The organism is Aquimarina sp. AWH4_224 (assembly GCF_056160245.1).
Map to the genome: position 1 here is coordinate 191,750 of NZ_JBSWWU010000003.1, position 24,300 is coordinate 216,049.

General features: G+C 35.1%; 21 protein-coding genes and 1 other RNA gene. 3 read left to right on the forward strand and 19 right to left on the reverse strand.

The window, feature by feature from the left end; all coding sequences use genetic code 11:
- Positions 1–16: 16 nt before the first annotated feature.
- Positions 17–3,451, reverse strand: coding sequence for a methylmalonyl-CoA mutase family protein (locus tag ACXAGJ_RS06935; RefSeq protein ID WP_474838363.1), 3,435 nt, complete (start codon positions 3,449–3,451; stop codon positions 17–19).
- Between the two features lie 425 nt (positions 3,452–3,876).
- Between ACXAGJ_RS06935 and purU the strand changes: the two genes are divergently transcribed.
- Positions 3,877–4,731 (forward strand): formyltetrahydrofolate deformylase, encoded by an 855-nt coding sequence (purU, locus tag ACXAGJ_RS06940; RefSeq protein ID WP_474838365.1) that lies wholly within the window; start codon positions 3,877–3,879, stop codon positions 4,729–4,731.
- On the opposite strand, the gene ACXAGJ_RS06945 is transcribed toward purU, so the two are convergent.
- The gene (locus tag ACXAGJ_RS06945; RefSeq protein WP_474838367.1) at positions 4,726–5,682 is read right to left on the reverse strand and encodes an MBL fold metallo-hydrolase; all 957 of its coding nucleotides are present in this window, start codon (positions 5,680–5,682) and stop codon (positions 4,726–4,728) included. The two genes, purU and ACXAGJ_RS06945, sit on opposite strands and share 6 nt — an antisense overlap.
- A 36-nt stretch (positions 5,683–5,718) precedes the next feature.
- Here ACXAGJ_RS06945 and ACXAGJ_RS06950 point away from each other — a divergent pair, with 36 nt between their 5' ends.
- Positions 5,719–6,438: a DUF4197 domain-containing protein gene (locus ACXAGJ_RS06950; RefSeq protein WP_474838369.1), complete on the forward strand. Its 720-nt coding sequence runs from the start codon at positions 5,719–5,721 to the stop codon at positions 6,436–6,438.
- Between the two features lie 7 nt (positions 6,439–6,445).
- Here ACXAGJ_RS06950 and ACXAGJ_RS06955 read toward each other — a convergent pair whose 3' ends face one another.
- From ACXAGJ_RS06955 to ACXAGJ_RS06970, 4 genes are all read right to left on the reverse strand, one after another.
- The gene (locus ACXAGJ_RS06955) at positions 6,446–7,225 is read right to left on the reverse strand and encodes an alpha/beta fold hydrolase (protein WP_474838371.1); all 780 of its coding nucleotides are present in this window, start codon (positions 7,223–7,225) and stop codon (positions 6,446–6,448) included.
- Positions 7,226–7,320: 95 nt separating this feature from the next.
- Complete coding sequence (locus ACXAGJ_RS06960; protein ID WP_474838373.1) at positions 7,321–8,112, reverse strand: ABC transporter substrate-binding protein; 792 nt, start codon at positions 8,110–8,112, stop codon at positions 7,321–7,323.
- A 303-nt stretch (positions 8,113–8,415) separates the two neighbouring features.
- Positions 8,416–9,234: an orotidine-5'-phosphate decarboxylase gene (gene pyrF / locus ACXAGJ_RS06965; protein ID WP_474838375.1), complete on the reverse strand. Its 819-nt coding sequence runs from the start codon at positions 9,232–9,234 to the stop codon at positions 8,416–8,418.
- 19 nt (positions 9,235–9,253) lie between these two features.
- Positions 9,254–10,462, reverse strand: coding sequence for an NAD(P)-dependent oxidoreductase (locus ACXAGJ_RS06970; protein WP_474838377.1), 1,209 nt, complete (start codon positions 10,460–10,462; stop codon positions 9,254–9,256).
- 144 nt (positions 10,463–10,606) lie between these two features.
- Between ACXAGJ_RS06970 and ssrA the strand changes: the two genes are divergently transcribed.
- Positions 10,607–11,005, forward strand: a transfer-messenger RNA (tmRNA) gene (gene ssrA / locus ACXAGJ_RS06975).
- Between the two features lie 173 nt (positions 11,006–11,178).
- On the opposite strand, the gene ACXAGJ_RS06980 is transcribed toward ssrA, so the two are convergent.
- From ACXAGJ_RS06980 to ACXAGJ_RS07040, 13 genes are all read right to left on the reverse strand, one after another.
- Positions 11,179–12,027 (reverse strand): hypothetical protein, encoded by an 849-nt coding sequence (locus ACXAGJ_RS06980; protein ID WP_474838379.1) that lies wholly within the window; start codon positions 12,025–12,027, stop codon positions 11,179–11,181.
- 182 nt (positions 12,028–12,209) lie between these two features.
- Complete coding sequence (locus ACXAGJ_RS06985) at positions 12,210–13,682, reverse strand: alpha/beta hydrolase (RefSeq protein WP_474838381.1); 1,473 nt, start codon at positions 13,680–13,682, stop codon at positions 12,210–12,212.
- A gap of 81 nt (positions 13,683–13,763) precedes the next feature.
- Positions 13,764–14,870: a helix-turn-helix domain-containing protein gene (locus ACXAGJ_RS06990; protein ID WP_474838383.1), complete on the reverse strand. Its 1,107-nt coding sequence runs from the start codon at positions 14,868–14,870 to the stop codon at positions 13,764–13,766.
- Between the two features lie 181 nt (positions 14,871–15,051).
- Positions 15,052–16,119, reverse strand: coding sequence for a methyltransferase domain-containing protein (locus ACXAGJ_RS06995; protein ID WP_474838385.1), 1,068 nt, complete (start codon positions 16,117–16,119; stop codon positions 15,052–15,054).
- A gap of 258 nt (positions 16,120–16,377) precedes the next feature.
- Positions 16,378–16,881, reverse strand: coding sequence for a DOMON domain-containing protein (locus ACXAGJ_RS07000; RefSeq protein ID WP_474838387.1), 504 nt, complete (start codon positions 16,879–16,881; stop codon positions 16,378–16,380).
- Between the two features lie 155 nt (positions 16,882–17,036).
- On the reverse strand, positions 17,037–17,489 hold the full coding sequence (locus tag ACXAGJ_RS07005; protein ID WP_474838389.1) for a DoxX family protein: 453 nt from the start codon (positions 17,487–17,489) through the stop codon (positions 17,037–17,039).
- A gap of 63 nt (positions 17,490–17,552) precedes the next feature.
- Complete coding sequence (locus tag ACXAGJ_RS07010) at positions 17,553–18,119, reverse strand: Crp/Fnr family transcriptional regulator (protein ID WP_474838391.1); 567 nt, start codon at positions 18,117–18,119, stop codon at positions 17,553–17,555.
- Positions 18,120–19,061, reverse strand: coding sequence for a TolB family protein (locus ACXAGJ_RS07015; RefSeq protein WP_474838393.1), 942 nt, complete (start codon positions 19,059–19,061; stop codon positions 18,120–18,122).
- Positions 19,058–20,269: an alpha/beta hydrolase-fold protein gene (locus ACXAGJ_RS07020; RefSeq protein WP_474838395.1), complete on the reverse strand. Its 1,212-nt coding sequence runs from the start codon at positions 20,267–20,269 to the stop codon at positions 19,058–19,060. The genes ACXAGJ_RS07015 and ACXAGJ_RS07020 overlap by 4 nt, the downstream gene beginning before the upstream one ends.
- Positions 20,270–20,546: 277 nt before the next feature.
- A complete protein-coding gene (locus ACXAGJ_RS07025; protein WP_474838397.1) occupies positions 20,547–21,002 on the reverse strand; it encodes a hypothetical protein in 456 nt (151 codons plus the stop codon).
- Between the two features lie 111 nt (positions 21,003–21,113).
- Positions 21,114–21,767: a CPBP family intramembrane glutamic endopeptidase gene (locus tag ACXAGJ_RS07030; protein ID WP_474838399.1), complete on the reverse strand. Its 654-nt coding sequence runs from the start codon at positions 21,765–21,767 to the stop codon at positions 21,114–21,116.
- 114 nt (positions 21,768–21,881) lie between these two features.
- Positions 21,882–22,700 carry a LytR/AlgR family response regulator transcription factor gene (locus tag ACXAGJ_RS07035; protein WP_474838401.1) on the reverse strand — a complete coding sequence of 273 codons (819 nt, stop codon included), beginning with the start codon at positions 22,698–22,700 and terminating at the stop codon, positions 21,882–21,884.
- A gap of 103 nt (positions 22,701–22,803) precedes the next feature.
- Positions 22,804–24,261, reverse strand: coding sequence for a serine hydrolase domain-containing protein (locus tag ACXAGJ_RS07040; protein ID WP_474838403.1), 1,458 nt, complete (start codon positions 24,259–24,261; stop codon positions 22,804–22,806).
- Between the last annotated feature and the right edge of the window lie 39 nt (positions 24,262–24,300).

The window sequence follows — 24,300 nt, forward strand, 5'->3', positions numbered from 1 at the left end:
TATTGTTTTTGAACTTTTACATATTTCTTCTATACTGTCCTCCCACCTCAAATAAAGCGGCAGTGATTTGTCCTAGAGAACACACTTTGGTTGCTTCCATCAACACCTCGAAAATATTTTGGTTGTGAATGGCGGCCTCCTGCACTTTTGCTAAAGCATCTGTAGCAAGATCTTTTTTGGCTTCATGCAGATTGTTAAGTGTCGTAATTTGATATTGTTTTTCTTCTTCAGTAGCTCGAATAACCTCTCCCGGAGTTACCGTTGGAGACCCTTTTGAACTCAAGAATGTATTTACCCCAATGATCGGGAACTCTCCTGTGTGCTTCAAAGTTTCGTAATACAAACTCTCTTCTTGAATTTTACTACGTTGGTACATAGTTTCCATAGCGCCTAGCACTCCACCACGCTCTGTAATTCTATCAAATTCTGTTAGCACGGCTTCTTCTACCAAATCAGTCAATTCTTCAATTATAAATGATCCCTGAATAGGATTTTCATTCTTGGCTAATCCCAATTCTTTATTGATAATCAACTGAATTGCCATTGCTCTTCGTACCGACTCTTCGGTTGGCGTGGTAATCGCTTCATCATAAGCATTGGTGTGCAATGAATTACAGTTATCATAAATCGCATACAGGGCTTGCAACGTAGTACGAATGTCATTGAAATCAATTTCCTGAGCGTGTAATGAACGACCAGAGGTTTGAATATGGTACTTCAACATCTGCGCTCTGGCGTTAGCTCCATACTTATGTTTTAATGCTTTTGCCCAGATTTTTCTTGCTACACGACCGATCACTGCGTATTCAGGATCGATTCCGTTAGAGAAAAAGAAGGATAAATTAGGCCCAAACTTGTTGATATCCATTCCTCGGCTCAGGTAATACTCTACATAAGTAAATCCATTTGCCAATGTAAGGGCCAACTGCGTAATTGGGTTTGCCCCAGCTTCGGCAATATGATATCCTGAAATAGATACCGAATAGAAGTTACGCACTTGTTTATCAATGAAATACTCTTGTACATCTCCCATCAATCGTAGGGCGAACTCTGTAGAGAAAATACAGGTGTTTTGTGCCTGATCCTCTTTAAGAATATCTGCTTGTACAGTACCGCGTACCGTACTTAACGTTTCACTTTTTATCTTTTCATATACTTCTGCCGGTAATACCTGATCTCCAGTAACACCCAAAAGCATTAACCCTAGTCCATCATTTCCTTCAGGTAAATCACCTTGATACTCAGGTCGTGCTATCCCTTTATCTTTATAGATCTTTTTGATCTTGGCTTCAACCTCGGCTTCTAGCTCATTTTCTTTGATATATTTCTCACAGTTTTGATCCACCGCAGCATTCATAAAGAATCCTAACAACATAGGTGCAGGACCATTGATAGTCATACTCACCGAGGTCATTGCGTGGGTCAAATCAAATCCTGAATATAATTTCTTGGCATCATCAAGACAACAAATCGATACTCCAGCATTACCAATTTTTCCATAGATATCTGGTCTATGATCTGGATCATTACCGTATAAGGTTACCGAATCAAAAGCAGTTGATAATCGTTTTGCAGGCATCCCAAGACTCACATAGTGGAAACGTCTGTTGGTACGCTCTGGTCCACCTTCTCCGGCAAACATCCTTGTAGGATCTTCTCCTGTTCTTTTGAAAGGGTATAATCCTGAAGTATACGGAAATTCCCCAGGAACATTCTCCTGCAAAGACCATCTCAGTACATCTCCCCAAGCCTCATATTTTGGTAAGGCCACCTTCGGAATCTGTGTATGTGATAACGACTTGGTATGTGTTTCTATATTAATTTCTTTATCTCTTACCTTGAATGTGTAAACTGGATCTTTGTATTTTTTTACTTTACCAGCCCAACCAATAATGATCTCCCAATTGTAAGGATCCAGATTAAGTTTAACACGATCAAACTCAGCCAATAATAGCTTAATAAAAGCCTTATTATCCTCATTTTTCACACTTCGTAATGCTTCATCTTCGATTCCATTTTTTGAAAGTCCAATGAAATTTACATCCGCAACACTACAAATAGTTTTATAAATCCCATATAGTTTTTGAGCCACCTCAACCTGGGTTCCTACAGTTTTATCATAGGCTCTGTTATTTTCTGAAATCTCAGATAGATATCTTGTTCTGCTCGGTGGAATCACAAATATCTTTTCAGACATTTCTTTTGAAATATGAAACTCTGAAACCAAACTTGCTCCGGTTTTCTCCACCAACTTATCCATGATCGCTTTGTAAAGCGTATTCATTCCCGGATCATTAAATTGCGAAGCAATAGTCCCGTAAACTGGTAATTCTTCTTGTGGAGTATCCCAAAGATTGTGATTACGCATATACTGCTTTTTCACATCCCTAAGCGCATCTAGCGAACCTCTTTTATCAAATTTATTGATCGCTACCAAATCTGCAAAATCCAGCATGTCGATTTTCTCTAACTGTGTAGCTGCACCAAATTCTGGTGTCATCACATATAAAGATGTATCACTATGATCTAAAATCTCAGTATCCGATTGACCAATCCCTGAAGTTTCTAAGATAATCAAATCAAATTCTGCAGCTTTTAATACTTCAATAGCTTCGGCAACATATTTGGATAACGCTAGATTAGATTGTCGTGTTGCAAGAGACCTCATATACACACGTGGAGAATTAATCGCATTCATACGGATTCTGTCTCCCAACAGCGCTCCTCCTGTTCTTCTTTTTGAAGGATCTACAGATACAATCCCGATCGTCTTTTTAGGAAAGTCGATTAAAAACCTACGAACTAACTCATCAACCAAAGATGACTTTCCTGCTCCTCCAGTTCCTGTAATCCCTAATACTGGAGTAGTTGATGTCTTATTTTTTTGATGGATTTCATCTAAAGTATCTTTGGCAACATCCGGAAAATTCTCTGCTGCAGAAATCACTCTGGCAATAGCCCCAATTTCTTTTTCTGCAAGATGGTTAGCCTCTCCATTTAATGTATTTCCTATTGGGAAATCTGCCTGTTGTACCAGATCATTGATCATTCCCTGCAATCCTAACTCACGTCCATCATCTGGAGAGTAAATTCTTGTAATCCCATAATCCATAAGATCTTTGATCTCTTCTGGAAGGATTACTCCTCCTCCTCCTCCAAAAATCTTAATATGTCCTGCTCCTTTTTCCTGAAGCAAATCATACATATATTTGAAATACTCATTATGTCCGCCCTGATAAGAAGTCATCGCAATTGCATTGGCATCTTCCTGGATCGCACAGTTTACTACTTCTTCTACACTTCTATCATGACCTAAGTGAATTACTTCAACACCTGTAGATTGAATAATTCTACGCATGATATTAATCGCTGCATCATGGCCATCAAACAGTGAGGCAGCTGTTACGATTCTTACTTTATTCTTTGGTGTATACGGTGCAATTTGTTCCATCGACAATAAATAGTGAATTTAATGCCGCTAATTTACGAAATACGCATCAAAAAGGAATATTTTTTTAGAATTATATAATTTACTTAACCTTTTAGGGCACTTTACTGTTTATAATTCAATTAGAGCATTCAAAGTTTATGTAAAACACAAAGTTCGGATAAATAATTAAGATACAATCATTTGTTATCGTTAATATTAAACACTCATGTAGTTACAAAATCTACACGCTGTAAAATCCTACAATATCCAACAACCATTTATTCTTATGAAATTGTTTTTTAATTAAATCAGCTTTTATTTTTATCAATCTTTCATAAAAAACGAGCTTTCATTTTGAATTAATCAAAAAGTAAACCCATTCAATTAAAACATTAGTGCAGCCGGGGCTTTCTTGGTATGTTTATATACTGAAAAGACTTTTATTAATGAAAAAGACCACTTTATTAATCAACTGCCCTGATCAAAAAGGGTTAATCGCCACTGTAACCAATTTTATACTAGAGAAGGAAGGGAATACCATCTACGTCGAGCAACATGTTGACCACGAACTTAAAGAATTCTTTATGCGACTGGAGTGCGAGTTTGACAGTGATGAGAAAAAATTAGCACGATTTAAAGAATCCTTCAATACTAATGTGGCTGCTCATCATCAAATGCATTGGGAGATGTATGACACCGACAAAAAGCCTAAAATGGCTCTTTTTGTCTCTAAATATGACCATTGTTTGTATGATATTTTAGGAAGATATGCTTCTGGCGAATTGCATGTTAAAATCCCTATTATTATTAGTAATCATGCAGATCTTAAACCCATTGCCGATGCTTTTAATGTTCCTTTCAAACACATTCCTGTAACCAAAGGGAACAAAGTTGAGGCAGAACGTGAGCAAATTAGTGTTTTGGAAGAACATAAAATTGACTTTATCGTTCTTGCTCGGTATATGCAGATACTCTCTTCAGATTTTGTAGATCGATATCCTAATAAGATCATCAATATCCATCATTCATTTCTTCCTGCGTTTCCAGGAGCTAAACCCTATCATTCGGCTTACGAAAGAGGTGTAAAGATTATAGGAGCTACCAGTCATTATGTAACATCGGATCTTGATGAAGGCCCTATTATTGAACAAGAAATTGTGCGAGTATCTCATATACATAATGTTCAGGATTTTATTTTGAAAGGAAGAGATTTGGAAAAAATCGTATTGTCCAGAGCCATCAAACATCACATCCAACACAAAGTATTGGTGTACAATAACAAAACGGTCATTTTTTCATAAAGGGAAAATAGCATCCGTGGTTGCAAATTGATATCCTTGCGCTTCAAATGCTTTTCTTTTTGGATACTCTTTTTGAAGAGCTGGGTTAGAATGATTGAAGTGAATAAAAATAACCTTTGACTTTAGTGCTTTAGATTCAGACTCAAAGAGTTTTACTGTTTCTGTAATAAATGGATGAGGAACTTCTGACATAGGTCTGGGGATTTCTCCTTCTTCAAAAAAAGTGGCATCAATAAAGGCATAATCTACTTTTTTAACCTCCGCTACGATATTCTTTTTCCAAAGAGACCACTTATTGATATCTGGAATAAAAAGTGCGGTTGCCTCATTACCAGTAATCATGTATCCCACAGTTTCAGAATATTCGTCTCTATGTGGTACCAAAAAAGGTGTTACTTTGATGTTATTCGTTAAGACAATGGTGCTATCTGCTTTTAAAGGTTTGATTTTAATATTATTAAGAGCTACCAACTGAGACCAAGGACCATTGTTTTCTAAAAAAGATTTCATTCTGGGCATGGCATAAACAGGAATGTTTTTGGATCCCATGGCCTCTCTTCCAAAATGCATCAACCCAGTGTAATGACCAATATGTGCATGGGTAAGAAAAACTCCATCGATAATATCATCATTCTTTATATGTTGTTCTTCTAAAACTGCTAATTGCTTTGGCATATCCGGAGTAGCTTCAAAAAGAAATTTTTGATTCGCTTGTTTATCAATTACTCCCAAGGCTGTGACCAGTTCTTTATTTCGCTCTTTACTTTTTACCGCAACAAATTCTGAAGTATTATTAATATGCGGGTATCCCCCATCTTGTGTGATTCCCAAAACGGTAATATATTGCCGGGTTGTCTTTGGTTGAAAAGATGTGCCGTTTATCGATTCTTTTTCATTTTTGCATGAAATAATAAGAATGTATACCAGTAAAAAAACTAAATTTGATTTCATTTTAATTCATTGTATTCTCAAATCTAACAAGAAATTATGAAACGTATTATTTGTTTATTTGCTGTATTAACTCTGTCAAGTTGTGCTGAACTGCAACAAGTTGTAAATAGTTTACCACAAACTACAGGAGGTGGTTTTGGAGTTAGTAACCTTGACATCGCCAACGGGTTACGACAAGCACTGGACAACGGAATCGATAAACAAGTAACTAAACTCACCCAAAAAGACGGTTTTTACAGAAATGAGCTTGTAAAAATTCTTTTACCTCAAGAGCTTAGAAAAGTTGACAAAACCTTACGAGACATCGGTTTAGGCAATCTTGCCGACGAAGGTCTACGGGCTATCAACAGAGCTGCAGAAGATGCTGTAAAAGAAGCTACTCCTATCTTTGTGGATGCGGTAAAGCAAATTACATTTACTGATGCTAAACAAATTCTTTTGGGATCGGATAACGCCGCAACTACATATTTACAAAACAAAACAAACTCTGCATTATATGCCAAATTCAGCCCTGTTATCGACAAATCGTTTTCTAGAGTAGGTGCTAACCAAATATGGTCTAATATTATCAATAAGTATAATGCAATACCACTTACCAATAATGTAAATCCTGATCTTACTGACTATGTAACTCAGGAAGCCCTTAAAGGAGTCTATACCATGATTGCAGTTGAGGAAAAGGACATCAGAAACAAACTGAGTTCTAGAACCACGGATTTATTACGAAGAGTATTTGCCCTTCAAGATAATAGATAAGCTGAAATCAAGAATTTGAAATAAAAGAAATTGATGTTTTATTGAACACTTCGGGTTGTTCCACATTGACGACATGCCCGGAGTTCTTTACTACAAATAATTGCGAAAGATGGTGGGCTGCTACTACCTTTTCTACCGACGGCAGAAAAAGATAGTCTTCTTCTCCCATCACATATAAGGTTGGAATACGTATATCTTTTGCTCTAAAGAATCGAAGTAAAGGATTAATCTCAGAAGTTAATCTAAACCATCTTACAAATTCTTTTTGGTATAGTTTTTTAGCTTCGTTGGCAAACAATATTCTGGATTGTTTATGATTTTTCTTTGGCATAATAATAAATGCAAAGAATTTATACAGTAACATATATGGAATTACAGATTTGAATACAATTCCTAGACGCATTAACACTTGAGATCTAAGATTCAATTTCATAATCGCTCCACCCATAATCATGCTTTTTACACGATCCGGATATTTTTCTGCTAAGTTTCTAATCAATATAGTTCCCAGAGAAATCCCTACAAAATGAGAAGTAGTAATATTCTCCTTATCAAGCACCTCAACGATATCCTCTGTAATCGAATCGAAAGTGTATTTGGAATCAAAAGCATCTTTGAGCGCTGGTTTGGAATTACCATGCCCTCTTAGATCCAATAGTAAAATATTAAAATGTTTTCGAAACTCGCGCACCTGTTTGAACCAGATAGAAGAGCTCCCTCCTGCTCCGTGAACAAAAGTCACCCATTCGCTACTAGTATCGTGTTGATATACAGAATAATTTAACAATAGAAAGTCGTTTAGAACCTCAAAAATAGGAACTTATTTGTTAGAAACGTACCACTTAACAATATTTATAGAAATGTTTATCCTCTGCTGCAGGCTTAGTGCAAGGTTTTAAAATAGGTAAACGCACCTAAGAGACGTGATCCGTACCACGAAAAATATTCTCCATCTACCAATACGACTTCAGCATTTGTATGAAGCTGTTGCGCTTGTTCTATGTGTTTTTCGGAAAAAGGAAATGGTTCTGATGACAGCAATATTTTATCCAACTTCTCCAAACCCTGTATCTCTTCTTTGGATTTTTCTGGATATCGATCTTCATCTTCAAAAACATTAATGAATTTATTCAGTTTCAAAAGGTGATGGATAAAAGTTTGATTGGCAGCTGCCATCCAGGGATCTTTCCATATAAAATAGGCTACCCGACGAGCCGGTTTATCTTTTATAAAATCAAAGAAAGCCTGTTGTTCCTTTTCAATATCTTGAACTAAGCTATTTGCCTGCTCCTGCATATCAAAAAGCTCACCATATTGTTGTATCAACTCCAAGGCATCTGCTATGGTAAAAATATCGGAAACATGGACTGGGAATTCTTTTGCCAAATTTTCTACGATCTCTTTGGTATTTTCTTCTTTGTTACAAAGAATAATATCGGGTTCTAGTGCTCGTATACGATCGTATTTGATGTTTTTGGTACCACCCACGACAGTTTTCTCTTTTCGAATGGTTTCGGGATGTACGCAAAATTTAGTCACCCCAACAATGTGCTCCTCTAACCCTAAGGCAACCAACAATTCTGTTTGCGAAGGCACCAACGATACAATACGTCTTGGCGTTCTCGAAATCTCCACCTTTCGGTCTAATTGATCGATAAAAAACATCTTATCCATGGATTTTTAACATCACTAATTAAATAAATCCTAAAAAGTTCATAAACTCTTAATAACTAAACACTTAAAAGTAGGAATTTTCATCAAAAACCAGTATCTTAGAAAGAATAATAATTAAAATTTCGGGGCTATGAATTCAGTATTACTAAACGTTATCATTTATGGTATAATGGCATTTTTTGTAGTGTTCATCGCGTATGGACTTTACGGATATGCAAAACACGTATTTAACGCGAATAGACGTTAATTCTATTGTTTTAAAAGGGAACGAAATTTATACAAAAAGGTTTCGTTCCTTTTTTATTATCGACTCGTCAATATTTTTTCCATTTGCTCTTGTAACACTAATGCTTTAGCTTGTGCAGCTTCGGCAAAATCTTTTCCTTTTGAAGCGTAAATGATCCCTCTAGAAGAGTTAATCAGCAAGCCTATTTGATCATTGAGCCCATATTTGCATACATCTTGTAAATTTCCGCCCTGTGCTCCTACTCCAGGAACCAATAAAAAACTATCTGGGATTATTGTTCGTATTTCTGCCAAAAACTCTGCTTTGGTGGCTCCTACTACATACATCAAGTTTTCTGAATTTGCCCAGGTTTTGGATACTTCCAGAACATTCTTATATAATTCTTGCCCTTCGGTTTGTTTAGTCTGAAAATCAAAAGCACCTTGGTTTGAAGTTAACGCCAAAAGGATGGTATGTTTATCTTCAAAAGCAAGGAATGGCTCTACAGAATCTTTACCCATATACGGTGCCACAGTAACCGAGTCGAACTGTAAATCTTCAAAAAAAGCTTTGGCATACATGGTACTGGTATTTCCGATGTCTCCACGCTTCGCATCTGCAATGGTGAACACTTCGGGATAATTTGTATTTAAGTACTCAATTGTTTTCTCCAGAGATCTCCATCCTTTCAGCCCATAAGCTTCATAAAAAGCAGTGTTGGGTTTATAACCTACTGCTAAATGATGCGTAGCATCAATAATCGCCTTATTAAATTCAAAAATTGGATCTTCTGTTTCTAATAAATGCTCTGGAATCTTGTTAAGATCTACATCCAGACCCACACACAAAAATGACTTTTTCTTATGGATTTGTTCGACCAGTTGCTTTGTTGTCATGTCTCTTTATTTGCTTCCGTTATTCTTTACCATCTACATAATCCTGCAGATAACTAAAACGCTCTGTTAGTTTTCCTCCTTTGGTCATTCGTGCTCTTTCGAGAATACCATCTTTATCTCCATTAAAGAAGGCAGGGATTACATGTTCTAGAAACATTTCTCCAAAGCCTTCGCTTGCATCTTTTGGCAGCTCGCATGGCAAGTTATCTACTGCCATGACTACTATCGCATTAGGATCCTTATAATCAACTTCTGTTTCTGTATTGGGATCATAGCCATAAATAGGGTCAGCAATGGTGGAAGGCCTAATTGTAGATGCCACAGGACCATCGATATCACAAGAGATATCTGCCACTACTTTTATATTAAAATCATCAGACTTGGCATCTTCTCGTGTAAAAATAAAAGGTGCTCCATCTCCGTAAAAGTGTCCTGCCATATAGAGATCGCTTACTTTGGCAAACTTTATAAAGTCTCCTTCATACTCCCCTGGATTAGTATAAAAGTCTGTTTTGTCTAACACAGTTCCGTCTTTGCGTTTGTTGTAATCCAACACGTCTATCTGTACATATACGGGCTCATAAAAAGTATTGTTCAAATATTCGTCTGCAGACACTTCTCTGATCTTCATCGCTTCTACAATCTCTCTCGCTCCACTTCCTACTTTACCGTTTCCAGTAATTACAATTTTGATATTAGGCAGTGTGATTTTTGAAAGCTCTGCTTCCAGATCTTTTTGATCGCTTAAGGTCTCTGCTTTGGGTAACGAAAAAGTACCAAACTTTTGTCCCCAGGCTCTAAATCCATTATACGCCCCCACAATACCTGCATATCTACCAAAACCAATCAATCTAAACCCTCTGCTCCCAACGATTACCTCGTGATCATATAGTTCTATATTCTTGTCCAGTATAGCTTGTAAAAGCTCCCGATTATACGGCTGTTTTTTGATGGTATGCGAAAAGAAAAAGTATTTCTTATCGGCTATCAAATCTGTTTTCGGCACTTCTTTGACCCCCAATAACACATCACAATCTGTCACATCATTAGATACCGCAATACCCGCATCGGTATATTGCATATCGCTAAACACTCGTATATCTGAATGTTCTACGGTAAATGAGGCTTCTGGAAACTTAGAAATTACTTTTTTTATGCCATCTGGAGAGAAAACAACACGACGATCTGGCGGGTTTTTTCGTTCTTTAATAACACCGAACTTGACCATAAGGTTTGGTATATATTTTGTTGAATTAAAATTGCGGCTAAAGATATGACAATTATAGTTATCTTTGCCAACCATTTTATGCTTGGATCTTGTAATTTTACATCAATTTGACATGAAATGGAAACTATCTTGAATAATAGTATCGGGGTCGACTGGTTTTGACAGCGAGATGAATAAGATGGTAAGCACGTCGAGCGCTGGAATATAGCTCGTAAATATCATGTTTCACTTTTTTAAACGGCGAGAATAACTACGCCCTAGCTGCATAATCCGAATCATAGTAGGATAGTGCCTCGGCTCACTAGGTGAGCAAGCAGGAAGTCTCCCAATAGCCTTGGTTTGCGGCGATTGATTTTGAGACTTCGTAAAAGTAAACCTAGAAACTATAGGATCTTGATGTGGTTTCGAAACTTAATTAAGAATAAGCGATAGGTTGGCGGTTTTTGGTCTTTCTTATCGACGAAAATTAAACAAAGACTAAGCGTGTAGAAAGCTGTGTTGTTCCTTGTTTGGACGAGGGTTCGAATCCCTCCGACTCCACAAAAGAAGCCTTGTGTTTTCTTAACACAAGGCTTTTTTAGTTTGAGGAATTAACACTAGATTAAAACAACACTTGAAACTAAATTTGAATCTATAGAGAAATCTCTATTATCTTTATTACACCAAACTATTATTATTAGATGGTTCACATCTATTTAGTGTCAGTTCATCTTTGTTTATCCTTGCCCAGGACCACGAGACTTTCTTCTACTTTTTCGGGTGTTTGTATTTCCCAAGTTTGTTGGTTTTTGTTCAGTTTTTCTTCTTTGAGTATTTCTGGGAGTTCCTGAAGTAACTGCTTTTGTTGCTGTATGATCGGGCAACATAAACCCTTCTAATACATTTTTAGCATTACTTTCCCCTTTTCCCTTACCAACTCCCATAATGTAAAGCGACTCAAATTGAAGGAGTAACTCTTCTTCACTCTCTAATTTCTTATTTTTAGGTGTTGCCATAACATTCTTATCATTAGTGTTTTCGGCAGAAAGTTTCACAAAATCATCCATGAATTTGTCAAGTTCAGCTGCACCCTCTGGAGTTTTGTGGCGGTCTTTCTCTTTTATATGTTGTACGCTAAGAGAAGCCTCAAGCTTTTTTATATCAAATAGGGAGCAACCTTTTTTTGAAATAAAAGGAGTACGACTAATATGGTGAACTTCTTTACCTCTTTCCACCGATCGTTCTCCAACCTTCCAAACCTTTCCGTTTTTATCTTTTCTTTCGGAAATAGCTGTTATATCAAATTTATCTTCATTCTTTGTCATAAATTCTTCGGGCAACATCCCATTCTCTTCCTGATCAATAAGTACTAATTCGTTTTTCCTGGTATACTCACTCTCCTTCACTGTGTTCACAAAATCACGCCCTACATTATCGGGATCAGCAGGATAGTATTGGGTGATATGCCCATAAGAAATGGTTCCATCTCCATTTTTTCTCTCAAAATACACTGTAGGTTTATTATTGATATCCCCAGTATATCCTATGATATTTTCTTTGGTATAAAAATCGTCTGCGTAACTCATAATATTATTTGTTTAGATTACTAAATCAAATGTATAATTGATTCCTCCATTATGAGATTGCTAATAAATAAACGGATGGATTTTTGTAATAATTGGTCGAATGTGATTGAATCATCTACTTACGGAGCTATGTTTTTGCTATATCATCAATAAGTAAAATTAAATTCTTGCATAATGTAAACTCACCGAATAGAAGGATGACTATTACTTGGTCCTGTAACTTTTACGAACTTTATATCTCCATAATATGTCTTTTGGGCATCAACTTTTTCTCTTTTCAGAAATAAAGGAATGATTTCATCTACTACTTTTGAGTTCCAATGGGCTTGTTCATGTCCGGCATTTTCCACCTTGATATGTGTAACATTTTTAAATCCTTTCATTGTTTCTTCTACCTGTTCAATAGGCGTGCGGCAATCCAAGGTTCCCGTAATAAATAAAGTAGGAATTGAAGAAGCTATTGGGATAGAAGAGTCAAAAGACAATGTATTTTCCGGCCAATGCCCTAGAGCTATATTAAAGGGGAAATTTACTGCGTTGCCGAACATGCTTTTTTCTGCTTCTTTTGAAATTTGCATTCTTCGTTCCTTACCTACTCCCGATGCTAGCTGCTGATTAATTCCACCCCCTGGTATTGCAAGGCTAAATGCCACGCGTTTTTGCACAAACCACGAAAGCATCCCATAATCCTCTTTTTCTATGCTATACAAAAGTCTGGGTAATACCGGAATATCAGTATAGTCATCAATATCTAATCGTAAGATTACCCCTAATCCGTACGCCCCAATTTTGAGTTTCATTTCTTTTCCGGTTATAGGACTATTGATAGTAACGATTGCAGGTTTTTGTGCAAGTTGTTCAATAACTCGTTTTACTAATTTTTTGAAATCGGGTACTTCTTTATTTACGTTTTGATCTGCATTGACTAGTGTTGCTAATTTCTCGATATGAGCATCCAAATACCGGGGAAAGTTAAATGCTTGATTTGGAGCATCTGCTCCAGAAAAGATAGCACGCTCTACACGATCTGGAAAAAGTTGCATAACAGTCATCCCAATATGCGACCCAAAACTGAAACCAAAAATTGAATATCGATTAATTTTCAAAGCGGTCATTAATTCATTTACGTCATTAGCATGTGCTTCAATGGTATAACTCGTTACATCTACACCACGTTTTTTAAATGTCGCCAAGGATTCCTTTATCATTTGTTGGTAATGAATACTTGCAGCTTCTTCTGAAACAAAAAAGTCTTCAGGGTATTCACCGGACCAGATATAAGTGAGTGATTCATCCGTGCTTCCGCGTCTATCGATAAAAATCAAGTCTCTTACTTTCAAGAGTTCAATCCAATCTGCTAAGTCTTCAGGACTGTCTGCTTGCCATGTACTGACTCCGCTCCCGCCATCAAGAAAAACCACAGGCGGCTCAGTGTTTTTAGACCTGTTTTTTAACCAAACATACTTTACCTTGATTTTTCTACTAGCTGTTTGGTTCTTGTTTTCTGGCACTTCCAGATAACCAAACTGTGCATCAACGTTTACCTCTTCACTCACCTTAATAACTTTATGGGTAACGTCTACGAGTTTTACCTGGCCAAATAAACAAGATGCGTATATGCACCCAAGAATAATCATTACAAATTGTTTTTTCATGTCTTTTAATTTTTTCCAAAGTTGGCATGGAGTTTTAAAACATGAAAATAGAGAGGGTCTCAGATCATCATATAAGACTTCTTATTCTTGAGATTTAATAAATTCTGAAGGTGTCATACCTGTTTCTTTTTTAAAAACTCGATAAAAAGATGCTTTTGAGCTAAAGCCAACTTCTAGACCCAGACCTAATATTGAATATTTCTTTTTATCAGGTTGTGCGCTTATTTCTTTAAAAGCATTCACTCTATATTTGTTGATAAGATCACTAAAATTGGTTTGCAAGGTTTCATTAATTATTTTGGAAACATTATTTATCGGCCAACCCAGATGACCTGCGAATTCGGTCAGAGTAATTTTTGGATTCTTATATAGCTCTTCTTTTTCCAGCAGCTCAAGGAGTTCATTTTTTCTAAAGATAAGTTCGGCTAATGAAAAGTCAAATTTTAAGACTCTGTCCATATAGTTTCCGATAAATTTGACATATTTTATCAGATACAAATAACCAAGTACATAAATCCAAAGTGCCTTGATAACACCTAAAGGCTTATACAACCACTGTGAATTATCATCAAGGTTTTTGATAAAAATAAGCCCTATGGGGATAGCAATCATAAGAAACCCGATGATCAAAGACCAGGAAATAATCAATATAGAGAGCCACCTTTTTACTTTTTTAAATTCTTTGAGTACTTGATTGGAATCCTTTGATTCCCGATAAATGAAATAGGAATAAATAGCTAATTGAATCATCCCGATAGCCGCCATGATTAGTGCAATGGTTTGTATGAGTGGAATATTGTCATAAGCCCAATCCATATTTGCTCTTATAAACAGAAAGGAAATGGTAAAAAATAACACGTCGAATATCAAGGAAGGCACAAAATGGATGAGATCTTTCCAACGAAAGGACCTCAGAGGATCTTTAATATGTAGAATATGTAAATATGCCAAAGGACCGTAGGAAAAACTAAAGTTTAAAGGTATTGGGTATTTTGAGTTGAAAGCATGAATAGAAGACTCTAAAACCGATTGCAAAAGAGCAGATGAAAATAAAAGTATTAGAATTCCCAAGTATATATTGGGTTTTCTCTTGGGTTTTAGAAAAATGATAAACAATGCCAATAAAACTCCTTGAAATACCGCTAGCAAAAAATAAAAATTTGATGAGCTAAGGGAAGTGTCTATCATTGCTTTTCTGTATTACTTTATGAGATTTTATTACTTCTAGTTGCTGTTAATGTTTTCAATACCGCTATGGTGATATGTGATTAAAAATAAGGTTTTTTTTGATGTAGCACACAAGATTACAGGTATGTGATATGATGATGTTTAATTGACCGGTCGCATACTCAATATTAGTAGCAGTTCTTTATCGCCTTCCTTTAGCTTTAAAAAAAGTATAGCTAAATACCCCATCTTCTTTCGTCGTTCTTAGTAATCCGGTAATTCCTTTTTCAAATTCTTCTTTATTCATAATTCCCTCTGATATTATTTCTGTCGAAACACCCTGAATCATCGCTGTAAAAGTATTCTTTATAAATCCTTCTACCAGTTCAGGATTACTATTATCCACGTATATTTGCCTAGGACTAATTTCTACATCTTTAAACCCCGATTGTACTAATAAAGGGTATAGTTCCCGACCTATATTTGCATTACCTCTTCTAATTTCTTGTAGTTTGACTTGCCCTTCAATCACTTTTCTTGAAAATAAATTATCAGGATAAAATAAGGTCGATCCATGATCACCTTCAATGATTGTTATTGTACCTGCTGGTTTTATCAACTTTTTTACATGTTTTAGAATTTCTATGGGATTATTTATATGTTCCAGAACAAAACAGATAAAAACATGATCAAATTTCTGTTCTGAGTTTAAACTCCTTATATCTTTTACTTTAAATTCAACATTAGTTATTCCCAGGCTTTTAATTTTGGACCTAGCCTTTTTTATCGATGCTTCTGAAATATCTATAGACGTTATTTTTGCTTTAGGGTTTTTTAGCGCAATTATTTCTGTTTGAGCACCAACTCCACACCCTACCTCCAAAATTGTTGAATTCTGATCCCACACTGAATCATAGTGCAAATATTCTGATACTGTAGATGCCTGGTCTAATAATCGTTTAGCTTCTCTTTCACTATAGCCATGAACATATCGATTATATTTGGATTCTTTAATTTCTAATAGCTTTTGCTCAAGTTGATGTAGGTCAATTGATATTTTTTCTGCTCTTTCTCTTAATTCATGTCCAGCTTCTGTAAAAAACAACCTATTCCCTTTTCTATAAAAAATTTGTATCGCTAATGAATCCTCCAAATTTTTGAGCTGATGACTGAGTGCAGATTGGGTTAAATTCAATTCCTTGGATGCTTTATTCAATGACCCATTTTTCTCTATAGCGAGAATTAAATTTATATGTTTTCTTTCAATCATATCTTTTTTAGTAAATCTATGATTTCGTTTGGTATTTCTTTGGAATATACGATGAAACCTTTTAATGAGACTTATTAGATGTATTAATAATTATCACTATTGTTTAATCTATGGATCGCAATTGAGCAAAATTGAAATGAATTTATGTATTCGCTTTTGCCATACCCAAGGTTTACTATAAAATGTGGGTTATTGCATTGGTATACCTGATAAGCTGTCCCACAGTTTTTATTTTGTATATCTTTTACTTTCTATAACCTAAAAAGTAATTGTGACTTTATCTCTCATAAAAGAATGATGCGCAAAATCATCATCCTGGCTATATGCAATATGCATAAAGAATTTCTTACCTGTTTCGAGTTGATGGTGAAATTTACTATCGGGGAATCTTTCCAGGTCAAATATAATTTCTGTACTGTTAGAATTTTCTTTCCCGCTAATATTGCTAACCGCTGTTTTGCCTCCTAAGTCTTTTACCTTGGGAACGTCTCCCGGACTTCTGGTATAAAAATCTTCTATTTCGACAATACCGTTTTTTACTCTTCCGATTAAAAAACTACTCCCTGCCAATTTATTCTCTGGATTTAAGCCAATTGCCACCCATCCATCGGTTGGAGCTGTCATCGTAAAATTGACAAATTCTTTTCCAACTGTGTATTGTACCTTCATCCCCCTTTTTTCGATGGATTCGTTTTTTTGTCCAAAAGACTGAACATGAAATGAAAAAAACAAAACCGTTAAGTAAATAATTAATTGATCCATGTGATTTATTTTTTGATGTTCTGAATTTAACAACTACCTTATCTATCTTAACGATCTAGTATACAAAAAGTTGCAAGATTCTAAACACCAACTTTAATTATAACTCTATGCCCGCTATTTCCATATACAATAGTAACTACTCACTTTACTTGAAACTACATTCGGATTGAACTCATATAAGTCCAAATAATAAATAGAAATTGCAATGGAATTCTAAACCACAAATAAGAAAGTCCATTACCATCAAATGTTCCCTTTTGATAATTGACCTGTTGTATTGAAGCATAAATATTTGCGGGCAACATTAATATCAAAAAGATAATCAAGGCCCAGCCACTTATCATTTTTAGTTTGGGGATCAGTAGACCAATTGCCAAAATAACTTCAAATACTCCTGTGAGATGGACAAAATTTTCTTTAAAAGGGATAAAGCTAGGAATCATCATTGACATTCCTTTGGTATACACAAAATGACCTACCGCTGTAAATAGAAGCATTACTGACATTGCAATTCTTGCTGATAAAGCAAAATCATACTCCTTTTTAATGATTTTGATTGCAAAAATGGAGATCGTAAAACTGAGTAATAAAACAATTAGTGGTTTCATATCTTTTGGAATTATTGAAATACAAAGGTTAGAAAACACCGAAGTAAAAACAATGAACCCAAGTTAAGTAATGCGTCTTCTAATTCTGCTTAGTGCCTGTGGAGTTACACCGATATACGATGCAATATATTTTAATGGAATTTGCTTCAGTAGTTTTGGCCTGTCTGAAAATAAATCCAAATATCGTTCTTCTGCCGTTTTACTTAATAAAGAAAGTTCTCTCTTTGATTTTCTTAAGAACATATTTTCAGCCATTTTTCGTCCGATAATATTCCCACTACTTGTTCTTTCATAGACTTCTTCTAAATCTTGATGGGAAATTCTCCACAAAACTGTATCTGTCAATGTTTCAATTTGGTATTCTGAGGGGGTTTGTGTTAATAATGAATCATAACCTGTAACAAATTCGTTTTCGAATAAAAAGCCAAAAGTCAAATCAACTTCCTCTCCAGGAATATAAAATCGAACGATTCCTTTTTCTATGAACCACAAATGATTTTCTACCTCTCCAGATTGCAACAGAGGAGTATTCTTTTTGAGCGTTACTTCTTGCAACTTTGAAGAGAAAAACTGCCAATCAGAATCTGTTATTGGAGTTATATTTTCAATAAACTTTCTGATTTCGTTCATTTACTTTTTTTTTGGCCTTAGGTTTTCTACAACCTTTATGCTTACCCAATAGATATTTGATAGTCCTGGTTCTATATCTCTTTCATCCCTACCAAAAAATAAATACTTACCATCTGGAGTGATTCTTGGAGCTTTTTCATTAAAACTAGTGTTTATTGTATTTCCAAGATTTTTAGGTTTTGTCCATGTTCCATCTTTCTCTTTAAAATAAACATACATATCATTATCCTTTCTTCCATCTTCTAGATCGCTATTTGCTGTTACTATAATGTAATCTTGCGATGGAGAAATGAAAGCATGATGACCAAATTCAAGTGCAACTTCCTGTACTTCCGGAAATTTACCATTTTTATTAGGCGCATAATACGTTTTGAATTTTGACAAATTGAAATAATAAAGATCTCCGTTTTTTGCCTGATTTGGGAAAAATACCATATCGTCATTTATGGGCGAATCAAGCTGTGTTGCATCACTCCAAGAATCGTCTAAACGGTCGACATACCAAATCTTTTCGTCTGCAAAAGCAGAGTCCATCGCAGTGAAATAAATCCTCTCACCATCGGGGCTAACAAATGGATGCATTTCTTCCTTTTTTTTACCATTCGTAAAATTGGCTTTTTTTATAGGAGTCCATTTATCATCTTTCAGTTTTGAAAAATAGATAGATGCCTCTTCCTCTTTATTTTCAGCCGCAAAATACATTTCATTCAACTCTGAAGAAAACGAAACGGTACCTTCAAACCTTCCATCCATAGAAACAAGGCCAGGAGCAAAAACTTCTGGTATTAAACCAGGTGGCTTTTGACCAAAATAATAACGTTCTTTGATTAAAGAACCCTCCTTTTCTGTATTTGGCTTTTCCGTGTTCGATTGCTCAGTTTTGCAACTACTAAGAAGTATAACAAACACCGATACCAAGAATTTAGTTATGCGGTTGATCATTGCTTAATTTGTTTTAACGATTCCAAAGACTTTCTATACAAATCTACATCACTACTTTTTTGAACTAAAGCTAGCTCAATAGCCCTATTATAAGCAGTAGTAGCTTTCAATAATTTTTGATTCTCCCTATACGACATACCCAAAAAATAATATCCCAAGTGTGATTGAGGGTATAATGTTGTCCAGTATTCGTAAAGTTCGATAGCCTCTTCAGTTTTCTTTGTCCCTAACAATCTTCTACCCACATTTTTAAGACAACTCATACTATATAATCTGTCTGTATTTGGATAAATATCGAACCCATATTGTTCAGATAATTTTTGATAAAAAGATACAATATTCTCTTTAGCCGTACCTTCTTTCTCAATTAAATCCAAGTAATCGATAAGCCACTTTTCTTTTGGAAATATAAAATCGAAAGCAGTAATTAAACCTGGTAAAATAACATCAGTATGTCCTTCTCCTAGAATTGTCTGGGCTTTTGTATGGATAGTATTAGAATTGAATCTGGATAATTTATCGTTGAAATCATTAATATTTGTAGTTATGTAGGGTTGAGAACTTGCATCCTTGCTGCCAGATACTACATACAAAAAGTTTTGTTTTATTTTATCTTTACTGTAAAGAGCAGCCAACTCTTCAATCAATCGTTTGTCTTTGCTATAACCATCCCCAATAATGTTACCCGCTGCAAAACATATATAAGCTTGAAACAAATTAGGTTTATTTAATAAGGTGTAGAGCCCAATGACTGATGATGGCGAAAACCCAATAAAAGTTTTAAAATCAGCAGCGCGATACTTTTTTTCTAATAATGGCAATAATTCAAGTTCCAAGAAATTGACAAATTCATCTTGATGATTGCCGTAGTTATACATTCTATTTCGATGATTATTGTAAAGATTTGGCGCAAAGTGGTTTCTATGTTTTCCTCCTGAACCAAGCGCAATCACAATGGATTCCGGCATTCTTGATGTGTTGCTCAAATGATTAACAATTGCACTTGTAGTGTTAAATAATAATCCTTCATCTAGTACCAGTATTAAAGGATATTTTTTTATTGAGTTTTTATATTCTTTGGGTAACGCTACTGTAACGGTTCGAGTTTCATCTATGTACTCTGAATTTATAGTAAAATTCTCAATTGAATTTTGTGCAGAGAATCGACTTGTGGCTAGTAGTAGAAATATAACTAGTTTAATCTTCATTGTCCTGGTTTAATTTTGAATCAGACTCATTTATAGTGCGAAAATTCTTCAAAATTTGTATTTAGAACAAGGAAATTAACTTGTTTAACAAGACATTGGGAATGTTTGTCGATACCAAATATATGAATCAGAACAAGGTAAACATACCAGAACCAATTCATCAATCTGCACATTTTTATTTCTTACCAAACGCAGATAAATTTAGCGCCTTTGCAAAATAGGAAATGACCGCTCGGTTTAATACTAAATGGCTCTGATTTTATATATAATGTTAGCATTATTGTTTTTTGTATTTCCTTATTTCATTTATCATTTCATCCAATCCATTTCCTGCAGAAAAGCAATATCCAAATTCATTTTTCTGGCTATTAATATCTAATGTAACAAATGTGCTTCCTCCGTCAATCCCTCCACACATAGGTAAGTCTATTGATGCAGTTTCCATTTCAGAAACTAAATTAATGACTCCTTTATCCTGGAACGTGAATGATTCGGTATTGGTTTTTCCTGTTAGCATTGAATAATTAAAGTGAGAGAAGAATACATCTCCATCATGAACTTTAATACGAATTTTTCCAATTATCTTCTCTACACACCCTCCTTGCTTTTGATATTCAATTTTTATCAATAGTGATTTATTTTCTAAAAAATTCTCATTTATCGGATTTGTTCCGTTCCTTTGAGAGGAACAAAAAATTGGGATTAGTAATAATATGTATAGCGATAAATTCATCTTAATAATTAATGCTAACGCATTTATATAGTTTCAAAAGGTAACCATATATCCTACAATATAGAAAATATAACTACCTCTTTTCACAAAGATCTTACGATTTCTTAGCGATTACCCCCAACCGTAATACATAAAGACAAGAGCGACAGTGTCGACAAATCCGTGAACCGCAATAGTAAACCATAAATCGTTCTTACGAAAATGAAAAATAATAGCGAGAAGCATCCCGGTAACACCTGCCACAACCTGCCCAGTTATCCCTTGATATGCATGTATATAACCAAAAACAAACCCAAAGAGAAGGATATTAATTATAAGGCTAATTTTACCAGATCCAAAAAACTTAGTAAACTGTCTCATCAAATATCCTCTAAACACAATTTCTTCACCAAATGCTGCCGATACCCATATAAAGACCAACAAAGTCATTGTAGCAGGCAGGTTTCCTTTATACACTTCGAATACAGAAAAGTCTATAGGTTGCCCCGTAAGATATGCAGCACCTGGTACCATAAGGTAGAAATAAAAAAGAAAAAGAACTACACCCAAAATTGGAGCTAGTATCAATAGGCTTTTTATATTGATTCTTTTACGTTGAAAGCCTAAAGATCTAAACATATCTTTTTTATACTCTACAGCACTTGCTACTAATATGATTAAAGCTGCTATGATGATTTGAAAATATCCGGATAGATATAATAGACAGCAAAGAACAATAGCGATTACAGGGGTTGCTTTTGTAGTTAAAAAGGTCTTGATATTCATTTTTTATCGTTTTTAATTTTAAGCGAAGTAAAAGCGATAAAGCCGTATAAACAGGTATATACTGCTGATTTTTACCGAATGGTATCAAAATAACCTCTGAATAATCATTGCATTTTATAGTTTGCCCTCAAACCAAGTCATAAATTCTTGTTTTTTATACCTGCTAATGTTTATCTGAAAAGTTTTTTGGTTGTCGATGGCAGGTTTCAGCAGTACAGATAGTTTTCCATTTTCTATGGATTGTACTTGTTCTATAGAACGAGAATGAAGTACGATCTGTCTGTTTGCTCTAAAAAAACTTTGTTCATTGATTTTACTTTCTACTTCATTTAAAGTGAAATCCGTAATAATTGTAGTACCATCAGTTTTTACAATATATACGATCTTGTTTTCGCTATAGATAAAAGCGATATCCCCATACTTAATCAAGGTTATTTTACCACCTTGTTGCGTTTTAAGTGTTCCTTTTATTGAGGCAAGCCTATGAAGTCTATAAATATCTGTCGAAAATAAAAGTGTAATTCCAATTGCACTGATGAGCAGACTGACGGATAGTCCTGTAAGCAAATGATATATGCTATAGGATTCGATTCCATTAATCATTCCATTTAGACCAAAGTATAAAATGAGATATAGGATAGTAATATATCCTAAAGTCGAAAAAAGAAAACGCAATACTATAGGTGTATTAATTTTGTTGTTGAAATACTTATTTTCAAAATGTTTAAAATTAATCCCGCCAATAAGAATGATTAAGCCTCCCGAAATGATGGAAACTACAATAGGAAGTAAAGGAAACTCGTAGTCTTTGTTAAACGGAAAATTTTCTGGCTCGGTAAGATGATTAGCCACAACAGAAATGATTACAATGATAACGATATTTCTAACCCAAAAATTTGAAAAATCAATACGTTTTTTAAAAGCGTCAATCATTGTTTTTATTGAAATTTTAATCTGTAGTCTTGGTTTTTTAAAACTTTATATAGCACTTGATGTAAAATGCGTTTTACTGCATTTTACATGGTGTTGCGTGTTGTTATTCCATTTTTTTTAACTCAATAGTTTTACCAACACTTTCAGAGTATACCAGTTTGGCAATATCATCTTCAAAGTTAAAAGAAAGTTTATAATAGTCTTGAGAATTTCGAAACGTATAGCGGTTCTCCTCAATTCTATATAACCGATATCTTTTTTTTGAACCAGAAGACTTGACAAAAAGCGTCCCTTTTCTTTGCTCAATTGATAGTTGCTGAGTACTATCGATATTCTCGTATTTACCTACTAACTTTGATTGCAATTCTGGTGAAATTTGAAGAGTTCTATACGTCTTCATAACAGGCCATTCATATTCACGGGCGACACTGGTAATGAATTCTTGCATTAATCGCTCTCCTCCATCTGAATTTAGCAAAATAACCGCTCCCGCTCCTTTTTCAATTAATCCATACAACAAAGCGGTATATCCCAAATTCTGTCCGGCATGCCAAAAAGCTTTTGGTTTTTCGATTCCTTTTAGGTTCACCCCCAGCCCTTTATTGTTTATCTGTACCCTCAGAAACTCGCGAGTTGCCTCACTGCTTAGTATCGAGTTTGATGCTCCGTGTAGGCTATTTTGAATCCCAATAACCAGCTTTGCCAGATCTTCGGCGGTTGTCCAGGGGCCTGCTGCCCCAAGCTCTGGATAAATGTTATATCTTCTGTTTCTCAATGTTTTTCCATTGGAAAGATGTCCCGTTGCAATCAAAGCTCCAAGATTCTTATCCGGGCGATACTCATAAGTAGAATGCGTCATTTCCAGAGGGTCAAAAACATGCTGCTGAATGTAATCTGCGTATGACAATCCACTCAAATCTTCAATCAGCAATTGAAGGATAAGATAACCGCCACCTGAATATCTTTCAATCTTACCTGGTAAAGTTTTAACCTCCAATGTCTTTTTGGTATTGGCTGGAGGTTCATTATTCAAAATCTGAAGTAAATTGGGGATTTCATTTTTCGGATTATAGCCCAAAAAGCCGTAATCATCCGTAAACCCAGCCGAATGCGATAGTAGATATCTAAGGGTTACTTTTTGTTTTTTTGTAATTTCGTTCTCCTTGAATTTCCAGCGGTTAAGTTTGTTGTTTATATCTTCATCCAGATCAACTCTTCCATCTTCAACCAAGTTCAAAACTGCAAGTGCAGTAATCATCTTACCAATGGAGGCACATTGAAATAAGGTTTCCTTTGTTACTGGGGTAGATTTTCCAAATTCCCTAATGCCGTATGTCTTTAACCATTCAATCTTCCCATCATTAATTACAGCTACACTTGCACCATGTATTTTGTTTTGTTCTAATCGCTTGATAATACTAGACTTGATGATACTTTGTTCTGAGTTTACAATGCTTTGAAGGTTTAGCCCATTTTCTACCTTAGTAATCCTTGTCTCTAGAGTTTGAGAGTAACCTGTGGCGTATGTTACGAACAGAATGGCCAATAGTAATTTCTTCATATTTTATCTTTTGGCAAATAAAGCAATCAAACACACCTT

What these genes read in the sequence shown, in the direction of transcription:
- ACXAGJ_RS07025 (WP_474838397.1), bottom strand. Translation starts at nt 21,002, where the DNA reads ATGAATTTATCGCTATACATATTATTACTAATCCCAATTTTTTGTTCC.
- ACXAGJ_RS07020 (WP_474838395.1), bottom strand. Translation starts at nt 20,269, where the DNA reads ATGAAGATTAAACTAGTTATATTTCTACTACTAGCCACAAGTCGATTC.
- ACXAGJ_RS06945 (WP_474838367.1), bottom strand. Translation starts at nt 5,682, where the DNA reads ATGAAATCAAATTTAGTTTTTTTACTGGTATACATTCTTATTATTTCA.
- ACXAGJ_RS07010 (WP_474838391.1), bottom strand. Translation starts at nt 18,119, where the DNA reads ATGAACGAAATCAGAAAGTTTATTGAAAATATAACTCCAATAACAGAT.
- ACXAGJ_RS06960 (WP_474838373.1), bottom strand. Translation starts at nt 8,112, where the DNA reads ATGGATAAGATGTTTTTTATCGATCAATTAGACCGAAAGGTGGAGATT.
- ACXAGJ_RS07015 (WP_474838393.1), bottom strand. Translation starts at nt 19,061, where the DNA reads ATGATCAACCGCATAACTAAATTCTTGGTATCGGTGTTTGTTATACTT.
- ACXAGJ_RS06970 (WP_474838377.1), bottom strand. Translation starts at nt 10,462, where the DNA reads ATGGTCAAGTTCGGTGTTATTAAAGAACGAAAAAACCCGCCAGATCGT.
- ACXAGJ_RS07040 (WP_474838403.1), bottom strand. Translation starts at nt 24,261, where the DNA reads ATGAAGAAATTACTATTGGCCATTCTGTTCGTAACATACGCCACAGGT.
- ACXAGJ_RS07030 (WP_474838399.1), bottom strand. Translation starts at nt 21,767, where the DNA reads ATGAATATCAAGACCTTTTTAACTACAAAAGCAACCCCTGTAATCGCT.
- ACXAGJ_RS07005 (WP_474838389.1), bottom strand. Translation starts at nt 17,489, where the DNA reads ATGAAACCACTAATTGTTTTATTACTCAGTTTTACGATCTCCATTTTT.
- purU (WP_474838365.1), top strand. Translation starts at nt 3,877, where the DNA reads ATGAAAAAGACCACTTTATTAATCAACTGCCCTGATCAAAAAGGGTTA.
- pyrF (WP_474838375.1), bottom strand. Translation starts at nt 9,234, where the DNA reads ATGACAACAAAGCAACTGGTCGAACAAATCCATAAGAAAAAGTCATTT.
- ACXAGJ_RS07000 (WP_474838387.1), bottom strand. Translation starts at nt 16,881, where the DNA reads ATGGATCAATTAATTATTTACTTAACGGTTTTGTTTTTTTCATTTCAT.
- ACXAGJ_RS06980 (WP_474838379.1), bottom strand. Translation starts at nt 12,027, where the DNA reads ATGAGTTACGCAGACGATTTTTATACCAAAGAAAATATCATAGGATAT.
- ACXAGJ_RS06950 (WP_474838369.1), top strand. Translation starts at nt 5,719, where the DNA reads ATGAAACGTATTATTTGTTTATTTGCTGTATTAACTCTGTCAAGTTGT.
- ACXAGJ_RS07035 (WP_474838401.1), bottom strand. Translation starts at nt 22,700, where the DNA reads ATGATTGACGCTTTTAAAAAACGTATTGATTTTTCAAATTTTTGGGTT.
- ACXAGJ_RS06990 (WP_474838383.1), bottom strand. Translation starts at nt 14,870, where the DNA reads ATGATAGACACTTCCCTTAGCTCATCAAATTTTTATTTTTTGCTAGCG.
- ACXAGJ_RS06935 (WP_474838363.1), bottom strand. Translation starts at nt 3,451, where the DNA reads ATGGAACAAATTGCACCGTATACACCAAAGAATAAAGTAAGAATCGTA.
- ACXAGJ_RS06985 (WP_474838381.1), bottom strand. Translation starts at nt 13,682, where the DNA reads ATGAAAAAACAATTTGTAATGATTATTCTTGGGTGCATATACGCATCT.
- ACXAGJ_RS06995 (WP_474838385.1), bottom strand. Translation starts at nt 16,119, where the DNA reads ATGATTGAAAGAAAACATATAAATTTAATTCTCGCTATAGAGAAAAAT.